This is a genomic window from Pantoea sp. X-Soil-MYKO-1289 (genome assembly GCF_059730625.1).
Genome location: NZ_AP036004.1, coordinates 1,459,592 through 1,472,809 on the forward strand (window position 1 = coordinate 1,459,592; position 13,218 = coordinate 1,472,809).

The window sequence follows — 13,218 nt, forward strand, 5'->3', positions numbered from 1 at the left end:
AATTCATACAGGACCAGCGTCGGGCTTGCCCGACGCTGTTGCCTTCATAATTTACAGGCACCTGGAGAGTTCTCTTGAGCCAGGAATACACAGAAGACAAAGAAGTTTCGTTAAAACCGCTGAGCAGTGGGCGTCGTCTGCTGGAAGCGTTGCTTATTCTCGTCTCGCTTTTCGCCGTCTATCTGATGGTCTCGCTCGTCAGCTTCAATCCTTCCGATCCGAGCTGGTCGCAAACCGCCTGGCATGAGCCGATTCATAATCTCGGCGGCGGCGTGGGGGCCTGGCTGGCGGATACGCTGCTGTTTAGCTTCGGCGTAATGGCCTACGCCATTCCGCCGGTGATCGTCGGACTCTGCTGGATCGCCTTTCGCCAGCGCGATCAGCAGGACTACATCGACTATTTCGCTATCGGCCTGCGCCTGATCGGCGTGCTGGCGCTGGTAGTGACCACCTGCGGCCTGGCCGCGCTCAACGCCGACGATATCTGGTATTTCGCCTCCGGCGGCGTTATCGGCAGCCTGGTGAGCAACGCCATTGCGCCCTGGTTCTCGCCGGCTACCGGCACGCTGGCGCTGCTCTGCGTCTGGGCGGCGGGCATTACGCTCTATACCGGCTGGTCATGGCTGACCATCGCCGAGCGCATCGGCGGCGTAGTAATGGGCGTGCTGACGTTCGCCAGCAACCGTTCGCGCCGCGACGAGCCGTGGCAGGAAGACGAGGACGAGATCGACGCTGACGTCGCGCCGCGCTTTGAGGCGGCCGCGCAGGATGAAGAGGATGTGCTGCTTGCCGCGCCGCGCGCGCCGGCCGCTCAGGCTGCGCCTGATGCCGCCGATCCGCTGCTGGCGAAAGCCGCTGCGGCGACGGACGCCGCGCTGACGTCCGCCGCCCAGGCCGCAGGCGTTGCCGCTGCCGCGTCGCCAGCGCCGACTGCCGCCGCTTCGGCGACGAATGCGGTACCGGCCGTTACGCCTGCTCCGGCTACGCCAGAAGCGGGTAGTTCGCCAGCGACGCCGACATTCTCCGCGCCTGCTGCAACGTCCGCCGCGCCTGTAGCGGCTGCGGCCGTACAGACTCCGACCGCCGTACAGGCTTCGACGCCTAACGCCTTCTCCGCGCCTCAGCAGCCCGCCAGCGCCTTTGCGCCAGCGACCGAGCAGCCCGCAGCGCCCGTCGAGCCGCCGCGCTACCGTTTTGAGATGCCGCAAGAGCCTGCCGCGCCCGCCTTTACCGGCTGGGAAGAGGACGAAGGTCCGCAGATGGGCAACTGGCGCGACGCCGATATGACCGCAACGGCGAGCGCCGCTGCCGCTGCCGCCGCGCAGGCAAGCTCTGCGCCGCTGTTCGATATCGTGCCGGAAACCAACCACAATCCGCAGGTGAAGCAGGGCATTGGACCGGCGCTGCCGCGTCCTAATCCGGTAAAACTGCCGACGCGACGCGAGCTCGCCTCCTACGGCATCAAGCTGCCTTCGCAGCGTATGGCGGAAGAAAAAGCCAAAGCGCAAGAGCAGCAGCGCGCCGAGGCCGATCGGCCAGCAGAGGCGCATGCCGAGTGGTCGGAACAGCAGCAGCAGGCTGAAGAGCAGGCACAGCTGCGCGAGGCGTTCGCCAGCCAGCAGCAGCAGCGCTACGGCAAGAGCTGGCAGCAGGAAGAGGAGCCTGACGCGGATGAGGCGATCGAACAGGCTGCGCTGGCGCAGCAGTTTGCCGCTCAGCAGCAGCAGCGCTACGGCGCCGACGAGCAGGAAGAGAAAGCGCCCGCCTTTAGCCTGGATACCTCCGCCGCGTTCGACTTCTCGCCGATGAAAGATCTGGTGGATGAGGGACCGAACGAACCGATCTTCACCATCGCCAGCACCCCTGAACCGGAAGCGCCCGCGGCGACCCATACGCCGTGGCAGCAGCCTGCTGAAGCGGCGGCTGCCCAGCCGGCGGTCTCCGTGGCCGCGCCGACGGTCTCCGCCGCGTTCGAACCCGCTGACGCGTTCGCGCCTGAGGCTGATTACGCGCCCGCCGCAGAGCCGGAACCGACGCCCGCGTTTCAGGCGTCTGCGCCTGCCGCTGCGCAGCCAACGGCCTCACACTCTGCTTCGCTGGATAACAGCCTGATCCATCCTTTCCTGATGCGTCACAATCAGCCGCTGGAGAAACCCTCTACGCCGCTGCCGACGCTCGATCTGCTCACCTCGCCGCCTGCGGAAGAGGAGCCGGTCGATATGTTCGCGCTGGAGCAAACGGCGCGCCTGGTCGAAGCGCGCCTGGGCGACTATCGCGTCAAAGCGGAAGTGGTCGGCATCTCGCCTGGCCCAGTCATTACCCGCTTCGAGCTGGATCTGGCCCCTGGCGTCAAGGCCGCGCGCATCTCCAACCTGTCGCGCGATCTGGCGCGTTCGCTCTCCGCGGTCGCGGTGCGCGTGGTTGAGGTGATCCCCGGCAAGCCCTATGTCGGCCTGGAGCTGCCTAACAAGCATCGCCAGACGGTCTATCTGCGCGAAGTGCTCGACTGCGCCAAATTCCGCGACAACCCGTCGCCGCTGGCGGTGGTGCTGGGCAAAGATATCGCCGGTCAGCCGGTGGTCGCCGATCTGGCGAAAATGCCTCACCTGCTGGTCGCCGGTACTACAGGTTCCGGTAAGTCGGTCGGCGTTAACACCATGATTATCAGCATGCTCTATAAGGCGACGCCGGAAGAGGTGCGCTTTATCATGATCGACCCGAAAATGCTCGAGCTGTCGGTCTATGAGGGCATTCCGCACCTGCTGACTGAAGTCGTTACCGATATGAAAGACGCGGCTAACGCGCTGCGCTGGAGCGTCGGCGAGATGGAGCGTCGCTATAAACTGATGTCGGCGCTCGGCGTGCGTAACCTTGCCGGTTACAACGAAAAAGTCGAGCAGGCGGAAGCGATGGGCCGTCCGATTCCCGATCCGTTCTGGAAGCCCGGCGACAGTATGGATATGACGCCGCCGGTACTGGAAAAGCTGCCTTATATCGTGGTTCTGGTGGATGAGTTCGCCGACCTGATGATGGCGGTCGGCAAGAAAGTTGAAGAGCTGATCGCGCGTCTGGCGCAGAAAGCGCGCGCCGCGGGCATCCACCTGGTGCTGGCGACCCAGCGCCCGTCAGTGGATGTGATTACCGGCCTGATCAAGGCCAATATCCCGACGCGCATCGCCTTTACCGTCTCGAGCAAAATCGACTCGCGCACCATCCTCGATCAGGGCGGCGCCGAATCGCTGCTGGGCATGGGCGATATGCTCTATATGCCGCCTAACTCCTCTATGCCGGTGCGCGTGCACGGCGCCTTCGTGCGCGATCAGGAAGTGCACGCCGTGGTGCAGGACTGGAAGGCGCGCGGACGTCCGCAGTACATCGAAAGCATTACCGCAGGCGAAGAGAGTGAAGGCGGCTCTGGCGGCCTGGAAGGCGATGAAGAGCTGGATCCGCTGTTCGATCAGGCGGTGGCCTTTGTGGTCGACAAGCGACGCGCCTCTATTTCCGGCGTACAGCGCCAGTTCCGTATCGGCTATAACCGCGCCGCGCGCATTATCGAACAGATGGAAGCGCAGGGCATCGTCTCGGAGCCAGGCCACAACGGCAACCGCGAGGTGCTTTCGCCGCCGCCGCACGAAATGTAGCGCGACACGCTTTGCAACAAACAATCATGGGCCAGTTTTTACTGGCCCATTGTTCAGGCGACATTTACCCCTCATATCAGAGAAAGCTTTCGGGTTTTTCTCCTGGCCCAATGCTAAAACGGCGACCAGAATTAAAACGGTATTCACTGGATAGAGATAAATAAGGAATTGAAGCGGATGAAATCAAGCGTAATCGTGTCTGGCCTGTTGGCCGTTTTTGCGTCTGCCAGCGTAATGGCGGACGCCTCCAGCGATCTGCAGCAGCGTCTGAACAAAGTTAACAGCTTCCACGCCAGCTTCAGCCAGAAAGTGACCGACAGCAGCGGCGCCAACGTGCAGGAAGGCGAGGGCGAGCTGTGGGTGAAGCGTCCCAGCCTGTTTAACTGGCACATGACCGCGCCGGACGAGAGCGTGATTATCTCTGACGGCAAAAACCTGTGGTTCTATAACCCGTTCGTGGAACAGGCGAGCGTCAGCCTGCTGAAAAACGCCACCAGCAACACGCCTTTCATGCTGATTGCCCGCAACCAGCCGAGCGACTGGCAGCAGTACAACATCAAACAGCAGGGCGATACGTTTGAACTGACGCCGAAAAACAGCGACGGCAATCTTAAACAGTTCACTCTTTCAGTCACCCCAACGGGCACCATCAACCAGTTCAGCGCCATTGAGCAGGATGGCCAGCGCAGCAGCTATCAGCTCAAAAGCCAGAAAAACGGCGCTATTAGCCCGGACAAGTTTACCTTCACGCCGCCTAAAGGGGTGACGGTAGACGACCAGCGTCAGTGAGGTGAGCGTGGGTAATCTGTCTCTGGATTTTTCCTCTGAAGATTTCAAGCCGCTGGCGGCGCGTATGCGCCCCGAAACGCTTAAGCAGTATATCGGGCAGCAGCATCTGCTGGCGCCCGGCAAGCCCTTGCCGCGCGCAATCGAGGCTGGCCATCTGCACTCGATGATTCTTTGGGGGCCGCCGGGTACAGGTAAAACCACGCTGGCGGAGATTATCGCGCGCTACGGCAATGCCGACGTCGAGCGTATCTCCGCCGTCACGTCGGGCGTCAAAGAGATCCGCGAGGCGATCGAGCGGGCGCGCCATAGTCGTCAGGTCGGCCGCCGCACCATTCTGTTCGTCGACGAGGTGCATCGCTTCAACAAAAGTCAGCAGGATGCGTTTTTACCGCATATCGAAGACGGCACCATCACTTTTATCGGCGCCACGACGGAAAACCCCTCGTTCGAACTCAACTCCGCGCTGCTCTCCCGCGCGCGCGTCTATCTGCTGAAATCGCTGACCACGGAAGATATCGAGCAGGTGCTCGATCAGGCGATGCAGGACAAAACGCGCGGCTACGGCGACAGCGATATTCTTCTGCCCGACAATACGCGCCGCATGATCGCCGAACTGGTCAGCGGCGATGCGCGCCGCGCGCTTAATACGCTGGAAATGATGGCGGATATGGCGGAGAGCAACGCGCAGGGCAAACGCGAGCTGACGCCGCAGCTGCTGACCGAAGTCTCCGGCGAGCGCGCCGCGCGCTTCGATAATAAGGGCGACCGATTTTACGATCTGATTTCGGCGCTGCACAAATCGGTGCGTGGCTCAGCGCCGGATGCGGCGCTTTACTGGTACGCGCGCATTATTACCGCCGGCGGCGATCCGCTCTATGTCGCGCGGCGCCTGCTGGCGATCGCCTCGGAAGATGTCGGCAACGCCGATCCGCGCGGTATGCAGGTGGCGATCGCCGCCTGGGACTGCTTTACCCGCGTTGGGCCAGCCGAAGGGGAACGCGCTATCGCTCAGGCGATCGTCTATCTCGCCTGCGCGCCGAAAAGCAATGCCGTCTATAACGCCTTTAAAGCGGCGATGCGCGATGCGCGCGAGCATCCCGACTATGACGTGCCGGAGCACCTGCGCAACGCGCCGACCCGGCTGATGAAGGAGATGGGCCTGGGCAAAGAGTACCGCTACGCCCATGATGAAGCACACGCCTATGCGGCAGGCGAGGTCTATTTTCCACCGGAAATGGCGCAGACGCGCTACTACACGCCGACCCAACGTGGCCTCGAAGGCAAAATTGGCGAAAAGCTCGCCTGGCTGGCTGAACAGGATCAAAATAGCCCGACAAAACGCTACCGCTAAAACAGGCGTTACGGTAAGGTGAGCAAGGATTTCAATGCATTCCAGCGGGAATGCATCCCTCTTTTCAACCTTTTATTACACAGGATAAGCATGCTCGATCCCAATCTGCTGCGTAATGAGCCAGACGCAGTCGCAGAAAAACTGGCACGCCGAGGATTCAAACTGGATGTGGAAACGCTGCGCTCCTTAGAAGAGCGCCGTAAAGTCCTGCAGGTAGAAACGGAAAATCTGCAGGCCGAGCGTAACTCCCGATCCAAATCCATCGGTCAGGCCAAAGCACGTGGGGAAGATATCGAGCCGCTGCGTCAGGAAGTGAACGCGCTGGGCGAACGCCTGGATGCGGCCAAAGCGGAACTGGATGCCCTGCAAAACGAAATTCGCGACTTCACCCTGGCGCTGCCGAACCTGCCGGCGGACGAAGTGCCGCTGGGCAAAGATGACAGCGAGAACCAGGAAGTCAGCCGCTGGGGCGAGCCGCGCCAGTTTGATTTCCCGGCGAAAGATCACGTTGAGCTGGGCGAGATGGCGAAAGGCCTCGACTTTGCCTCTGCGGTGAAGCTGACCGGCTCGCGCTTTGTGGTGATGCAGGGACAAATTGCCCGTCTGCATCGCGCCCTGAGCCAGTTTATGATCGACCTGCACACTGAGCAGCACGGCTATCTGGAAACCTACGTACCCTATCTGGTCAATCATGCGACCCTGTACGGTACCGGTCAGCTGCCGAAGTTCGGTGAGGATCTGTTTCATACCCGACCGCTGGAAGAGGAGTCAGAGAGCAGCAACTATGCGCTGATCCCGACCGCGGAAGTGCCGCTGACCAACCTGGTGCGCGACGAAATCGTGGAAGAGGAGAGTCTGCCGATCAAACTGACCGCGCATACGCCTTGCTTCCGCTCTGAGGCCGGCTCTTACGGTCGCGATACGCGCGGCCTGATCCGCATGCATCAGTTCGACAAGGTTGAGATGGTGCAGATCGTCGCGCCGGAAACCTCGATGGATGCGCTGGAAGAGCTGGTGGGCCACGCAGAGAAAGTGCTGCAGCTGCTAAACCTGCCGTACCGCAAGGTGCTGCTCTGCACCGGCGACATGGGCTTCGGCTCTGCCAAGACTTACGATCTGGAAGTCTGGCTGCCAGCGCAGAATACCTATCGCGAAATCTCCTCCTGCTCCAATATGTGGGATTTCCAGGCGCGTCGCATGCAGGCACGCTGCCGCAGCAAAACCGACAAGAAACCGCGTCTGGTGCACACCCTGAACGGCTCTGGCCTGGCAGTGGGCCGTACGCTGGTAGCGGTGCTGGAGAACTATCAGCAGGCTGACGGCCGTATTCAGGTGCCGGAAGTATTGCGCCCTTATATGAACGGCGTCGAGTTTATCGGCTGATACGCGCGTTAAGCAGAAACCCGGACCTGTCCGGGTTTTTTTATCTTCAAAGCGCGTCGGCGGCCAAAATCTATCAGAAATAATCGTTATCGACACGCTCGGCAGCGTCGTGCTTAAAAAGCCTGTTTTTCATTAAGATAGCGCTAAACCTCGTCTCGTTTGACACTTCTATAACCTACTGAAGATTAATAAATTAAATTATCTTGCAGCAAAATGTGCTGCGCCTTTTTTTTGTGCTTTTCCTTTAAATTAGCCAGTGGCAAACTGCGCGCAACTTCCCCTCTTTTCTTTGGTTTTTATTCCTATGTCCACCTGGTCACGTCCCGTGGTGCTGCTGCTTTGCGGCCTGCTTTTGCTGACGGTCGCAATTGCTGTGCTCAATACGCTGGTTCCGCTGTGGCTGACTCACGATGCGCTGGCTACCTGGCAGGTAGGCGTCGTGAGTTCCTCTTTCTATACCGGCAATCTGGCGGGTACGCTGGTGGCCGGCTGGCTGATCAAGCATTACGGTTTTAACCGCAGCTACTATCTCGCCACGACGGTGTTTGCCGCTGCGACCGCCGGTTTATTAATGATGGACGGTTTCTGGGCCTGGTCGCTGCTGCGTTTCGGCGCTGGCGTCGGCTGCGCGTTGATTTGGGTGGTGGTAGAGAGCGCGCTGCTTTGCAGCGGCACGGTACGCAACCGCGGGCAGCTGCTGGCCGCCTATATGATTGTCTACTATCTGGGCACCGTGGCAGGCCAGCTGCTGGTAAGCAAAGTCTCCACCGAGCTGTTCAGCGTGATTCCCTGGCTGACCGCGCTGATGATCTGCGCCATTCTGCCGCTGGTGTTCGTGAAGGTCACTGCGGCCGGCGAGGCGACCGACGCTGCGCCGGGCAAAATCTGGCCGATGCTGCGTCGTCGTAGCTCACGACTCGGCATTAACGGCTGTATTATTTCCGGTATCGTGCTGGGATCGCTCTATGGCCTGATGCCGCTCTATCTCTCGCATCAGGGCATGAGCGATGCCAACGTCGGCTACTGGATGGCGCTGCTGGTTAGCGCCGGTATTGTGGGGCAGTGGCCGGTGGGCCGCCTGGCGGATCGTTTCGGCCGCCTGCTGGTGCTGCGCGTTCAGGTGTTTGTCGTGATTCTGGGCGCGATTGCCATGCTGAGCAACGCCGCGATGGCGCCGGCGCTCTTTGTGCTGGGCCTGGCAGGCTTTACGCTCTACCCGGTGGCGATGTCATGGGCCTGCGAGACCGTGGCGCATCATGAGCTGGTGGCGATGAACCAGGCGCTGCTTTTGAGCTATACCATCGGCAGCCTGGCGGGTCCCAGCATGACGGCGGTGCTGATGCAGAGCTATTCCGATCGCATTCTGTTTGTGATGATCGCCGGCGTGGCGCTGGTCTATCTGATGATGCTGCTGCGTAAGGCCGATCAGCAGGCGACGCCGGTGGCGCACGCCTGACGTCATAAAACTCGTGCTTTGATGCGAAAAGGGCCAGTGCCTGCGTGGTTGGCTGGGCCAGATCGCAAAGTCGCTTAAGCATCCATGCACGCTCGGCCCGCGCCTTCCCTGGCGCGGGAAGCTTTGCTCTTCTGGCCCAGCCAACCACTGTCTCACTCTGGGTGCGGTTATGTTAATACATAACATGATGACCGTAGCCAGCGAGAATGTTTTTCACGCGCTCCATGGTCTCTTTCGTCGGCGGCTTCACGCCGTCAAGCTTGTACTCTTCGCCCATCGCAATCCATTTATGCTTGCCGAGTTCGTGATAGGGCAGCAGCTCAATCTTCTCGACGTTGTCCATATCCCGCGTGAACTCGCCGAGTCGGTGCGCCGAATCGTCGTCGTCGGAATAGCCAGGCACCACCACGTAACGGATCCAGGTGCGCTTGCCTTTCTTCTGCAGATAGCGGGCAAAATCGAGCGTGCGATGGTTAGAGACGCCGACCAGAATCTGATGGACGTCATCGTTCACCTGCTTGAGATCGAGCATCACCAGATCGGTGACGTCCAGCAGCTCGTCGATTACCGGATCGTAGCGGCGCACAAAGCCGTTGGTGTCCAGACAGGTATGAATGCCTTCCGCCTTGCAGGCGCGGAACCAGTCGCGCACAAACTCAGCCTGTAAAATCGCTTCGCCGCCGGAGGCGGTTACGCCGCCGCCAGAGGCGTTCATAAAGTGGCGATAGGAAAGCACATCTTTCATCAGCTCTTCGACGGTGACCTCTTTTCCGCCGTGCGTATCCCAGGTATCGCGGTTATGGCAGTAGAGGCAGCGCATCAGGCAGCCCTGAAAGAAGGTGATAAAACGGATGCCGGGACCGTCAACCGTCCCGCAGGATTCGAATGAGTGGATACGACCGTTGCAAGACATTGCGATGTTTCTCCAGGTTAGCCTGTAGCAGGCGCACAATCTCTGTTGTGCTCGATGAAAAAAGTCGGTTTTGACTGATTTCTGCAGTGAGAGCGCAGACAAAACGGGCCTTGGAGAAAAGGCTCCCGGAGGAGCCTTTTTTACAGCTTAGAGCAATATGCTTACAGCGAGTTAGTGAAGGTACGAGTAATCACATCCTGCTGCTGCTCTTTCGTCAGCGAGTTAAAGCGGACGGCATAGCCGGAAACGCGGATGGTCAGCTGCGGATAGTTTTCCGGATGTTCCATCGCATCCAGCAGCATCTCGCGGTTCATCACGTTCACATTAAGGTGCTGGCCGCCTTCAATGTTTGCTTCATGATGGAAGTAACCATCCATCAGGCCGGCAAGGTTAGCTTTACGCACGTTGTCGTCTTTACCCAGCGCGTTCGGCACGATAGAGAAGGTATAGGAGATACCATCTTTCGCGTAGGCGAAGGGCAGTTTAGCCACAGAGGTCAGCGAGGCGACGGCGCCTTTCTGATCGCGTCCGTGCATCGGGTTGGCGCCTGGACCGAAAGGCGCGCCAGCGCGACGACCATCTGGTGTATTACCGGTTTTCTTACCGTAAACCACGTTTGAGGTAATGGTCAGCACAGACTGCGTCGGTACGGCGTTGCGGTAAGTGGTGAGTTTCTGAATTTTCTTCATGAAACGTTCAACCAGGTCGCAGGCCAGGTCATCGACGCGCGGATCGTTATTACCAAACTGCGGATATTCGCCTTCGATTTCAAAGTCGACCGCCAGGCCATCTTCGTCGCGGACCGGTTTCACTTTGGCGTATTTGATCGCGGCGAGCGAATCGGCAGCCACAGACAGACCGGCGATGCCGCAGGCCATGGTGCGATAGACATCGCGGTCATGCAGCGCCATCAGCGAAGCTTCGTAGCTGTACTTATCATGCATGTAATGAATGATGTTCAGCGCGGTCACATACTGTTTCGCCAGCCAGTCCATGAAGTGGTCCATACGCGCCATAACGGTATCGAAATCGAGCACGTCGTCCATTACAGGCGCCTCTTTTGGGCCTACCTGCATTTTCATTTTTTCATCCATGCCGCCGTTGATTGCGTACAGCAGGGTTTTCGCCAGGTTAGCGCGCGCGCCGAAGAACTGCATCTGTTTGCCGACAATCATCGGGCTAACGCAGCAGGCGATGGCGTAGTCGTCATTGTTAAAGTCTGGACGCATCAGGTCGTCATTTTCATACTGCAGAGACGAGGTATCGATGGAGACTTTAGCGGCATATTTCTTGAAGTTCACCGGCAGTTTTTCTGACCACAGGATGGTCATGTTCGGCTCAGGCGACGGACCCATGGTGTAAAGGGTGTTCAGGAAACGGAAGGTGCTTTTTGTCACCAGAGTACGACCGTCGACGCCCATGCCCGCCAGCGATTCAGTCGCCCAGATCGGGTCGCCGGAGAAGAGTTCATCATATTCTGGCGTGCGCAGGAAGCGCACCATGCGCAGCTTCATCACCAGATGGTCAATCAGCTCCTGCGCCTGCTCTTCGGTAAGCTTGCCTGCCTGCATATCGCGTTCGATATAGATGTCCAGGAAGGTCGAGACGCGGCCGAAGGACATCGCGGCGCCGTTCTGCGATTTCACTGCGGCGAGATAGCCGAAGTAGGTCCACTGTACCGCTTCCTGCGCGTTGGTTGCCGGACCGGAGATATCGCAGCCATATTTGGCGGCCATCTCTTTAATCTGGGCCAGCGCGCGATGCTGTTCAGCAATCTCTTCACGCAGACGGATGGTGGCTTCCAGGTTCACACCGTTTTCCAGATCGTTCTGCAGCGAATGGAACTGGGCCAGTTTGTCCTGCATCAGGAAGTCGATGCCGTACAGCGCGACGCGGCGATAGTCGCCGATGATGCGGCCGCGGCCGTAGGCGTCCGGCAGACCGGTCAGCACGCCCGATTTACGGCAGCGCAGGATGTCCTGGGTATAGACATCGAACACGCCCTGGTTATGGGTTTTACGGTATTCGGTGAAGATTTTTTTCAGAGTAGGGTCCAGCTCACGGCCGTAAACCTTACAGGAACCTTCCACCATTTTGATGCCGCCGAACGGGATAATGGCGCGTTTCAGCGGAGCTTCAGTCTGCAGGCCGACGATTTTTTCCAGCGATTTATTGATATAGCCGGCGTCGTGCGCGGTAATGGTCGAGGCGAGATCGGTGTCGAAATCGACGGGGGCATGCGTGCGGTTTTCAATTTTAATGCCTTCCAGCACGTCGTTCCACAGCTTAGTGGTCGCGTCGGTCGCGCCAGCCAGGAATGACTCATCGCCCTCATACGGCGTGTAGTTCCTTTGAATAAAATCGCGAACGTTGACGCTGTTCTGCCATTCGCCCTCGGCGAACCCTTCCCAGGCCGCAGCCTGTTTTGTATTCAGATCGGTCATGATATACCTGCCTTATCTAAGAAGACGTTACGTTGGCGCCGCCAGCCAGGCGGCGTCGGTCAGAATCATTAATGTGCGTTAGAACCGTTGCGTAAATAGATCACCCAGTAGGTCAACCCAACCAGCAGACCGCCGCCGATAATGTTGCCGAGCGTGACCGGAATCAGGTTGTCGATAATAAAGTTGACGGGCGTAAGCGCCTGGAACTGGTCGGCGCTGGCGCCGGCGGCTTGCCAGAAAGCCGGGCCAGAAAAATCGCGAATGACGATCGCTAACGGAATAAGGAACATATTGGCGATGCTGTGCTCGAAGCCGCTGGCAACGAACATGGCGACCGGCAGAATCATCGCCAGGGTCTTATCCGTCAGGCTATGGCCGGAATAGCTCATCCAGACCGCCAGGCAGACCATCAGGTTCGCCAGCGTGCCCAGGCAGACGGCTTCAATAAAACTGTGATGCATTTTATGATCGGCGGTTTGCAGCACATTCAAACCCCACGCGCCGTTCGCCGTCATATGCTCGCCGGCGAACCAGATCAGGGCGACGAAAAACAGCGCGCCAACGAGGTTGCCGAAATAGACATTGATCCAGTTGCGCGCCAGCTGTCCCCAGGTGATGCGTCCGCTCGCTTTCGCGACGACAATCAGCACGGTAGAGGTAAAGAGATCGGCGCCGCATATCACCACCAGAATCAGCCCCAGCGAGAAGCAGATGCCGCCGATAAGTTTCGCCACGCCATAAGGCATGCCTGCGGTGCCGGTGGTCGCAGTGATATAAAAAACAAACGCGATGGAAATAAAAACGCCGGCGGTGATGGCAAGGAAAAAAGTGGTTAAGGGATGTTTAGTGGCTTTATATACTCCAGCATCTTCCGCCACTTTGGCCATTGCGGCCGGTAATAACAGATTAAAAGGGTTGTCAGCTTTCACACTAACGCTCTCCAAAAGATGTCTGGAAAAATACTAACAAAGGAGTATAGGACAGGATTTGATCTGGATCATATTTGACCAGAAGACAGCGGGGAGGATCGAGGCAGGAAACGAAATAAATGGCGTAATATATTGAATTTTAATAAATAAAAATTTTTTAAATTTTATATCTTTATTTTAAATGCGGATAATGAGCGGCGGCCCATTGTGTTAAGCAATGTCATCAGGCAAGTCTGTAATGTTAAAAAAACAATGTGACGAACGATTAAAAATAATGAAAGACGCTGCTCCGCGATAAATAATGGCGCCAAT

The 13,218-nt window shown here is 58.5% G+C and carries 8 protein-coding genes; 5 read left to right on the forward strand and 3 right to left on the reverse strand.

The genetic code is table 11. From position 1 onward, the window contains the following. Nucleotides 1-74 precede the first annotated feature (74 nt). The 5 genes from AC6I7Z_RS06990 to AC6I7Z_RS07010 all read left to right on the forward strand — a co-directional run bounded on the left by AC6I7Z_RS06990 (nt 75) and on the right by AC6I7Z_RS07010 (nt 8,620). Complete coding sequence (locus AC6I7Z_RS06990) at nt 75-3,641, forward strand: DNA translocase FtsK 4TM domain-containing protein (RefSeq protein ID WP_497813648.1); 3,567 nt, start codon at nt 75-77, stop codon at nt 3,639-3,641. Between the two features lie 177 nt (nt 3,642-3,818). Further along, nucleotides 3,819-4,430, forward strand: a complete 612-nt coding sequence (lolA, locus tag AC6I7Z_RS06995) for an outer membrane lipoprotein periplasmic chaperone LolA (protein WP_033751302.1) — start codon at nt 3,819-3,821, stop codon at nt 4,428-4,430. Between the two features lie 7 nt (nt 4,431-4,437). Continuing rightward, nucleotides 4,438-5,781 carry a replication-associated recombination protein A gene (locus AC6I7Z_RS07000; protein ID WP_033789565.1) on the forward strand — a complete coding sequence of 448 codons (1,344 nt, stop codon included), beginning with the start codon at nt 4,438-4,440 and terminating at the stop codon, nt 5,779-5,781. Between the two features lie 90 nt (nt 5,782-5,871). After that, a complete protein-coding gene (gene serS / locus AC6I7Z_RS07005) occupies nt 5,872-7,164 on the forward strand; it encodes a serine--tRNA ligase (RefSeq protein ID WP_216492058.1) in 1,293 nt (430 codons plus the stop codon). 304 nt (nt 7,165-7,468) lie between these two features. Then, nucleotides 7,469-8,620: an MFS transporter gene (locus tag AC6I7Z_RS07010; RefSeq protein WP_497813649.1), complete on the forward strand. Its 1,152-nt coding sequence runs from the start codon at nt 7,469-7,471 to the stop codon at nt 8,618-8,620. A 172-nt stretch (nt 8,621-8,792) separates the two neighbouring features. Here the strand turns inward: AC6I7Z_RS07010 and pflA are convergent, their stop codons facing one another. The 3 genes from pflA to focA all read right to left on the reverse strand — a co-directional run bounded on the left by pflA (nt 8,793) and on the right by focA (nt 12,906). Next, nucleotides 8,793-9,533 (reverse strand): pyruvate formate lyase 1-activating protein, encoded by a 741-nt coding sequence (gene pflA, locus AC6I7Z_RS07015; RefSeq protein ID WP_033789268.1) that lies wholly within the window; start codon nt 9,531-9,533, stop codon nt 8,793-8,795. 161 nt (nt 9,534-9,694) lie between these two features. Beyond that, on the reverse strand, nt 9,695-11,977 hold the full coding sequence (pflB, locus tag AC6I7Z_RS07020; RefSeq protein WP_497813650.1) for a formate C-acetyltransferase: 2,283 nt from the start codon (nt 11,975-11,977) through the stop codon (nt 9,695-9,697). A 68-nt stretch (nt 11,978-12,045) separates the two neighbouring features. Continuing rightward, nucleotides 12,046-12,906, reverse strand: coding sequence for a formate transporter FocA (gene focA, locus AC6I7Z_RS07025; protein ID WP_497813651.1), 861 nt, complete (start codon nt 12,904-12,906; stop codon nt 12,046-12,048). Nucleotides 12,907-13,218: the final 312 nt, after the last annotated feature.

Bases quoted from the DNA above. Each gene is read 5' to 3' on its own strand.
- pflB (WP_497813650.1), bottom strand. From the start codon at position 11,977: ATGACCGATCTGAATACAAAACAGGCTGCGGCCTGGGAAGGGTTCGCC.
- serS (WP_216492058.1), top strand. From the start codon at position 5,872: ATGCTCGATCCCAATCTGCTGCGTAATGAGCCAGACGCAGTCGCAGAA.
- AC6I7Z_RS07010 (WP_497813649.1), top strand. From the start codon at position 7,469: ATGTCCACCTGGTCACGTCCCGTGGTGCTGCTGCTTTGCGGCCTGCTT.
- lolA (WP_033751302.1), top strand. From the start codon at position 3,819: ATGAAATCAAGCGTAATCGTGTCTGGCCTGTTGGCCGTTTTTGCGTCT.
- pflA (WP_033789268.1), bottom strand. From the start codon at position 9,533: ATGTCTTGCAACGGTCGTATCCACTCATTCGAATCCTGCGGGACGGTT.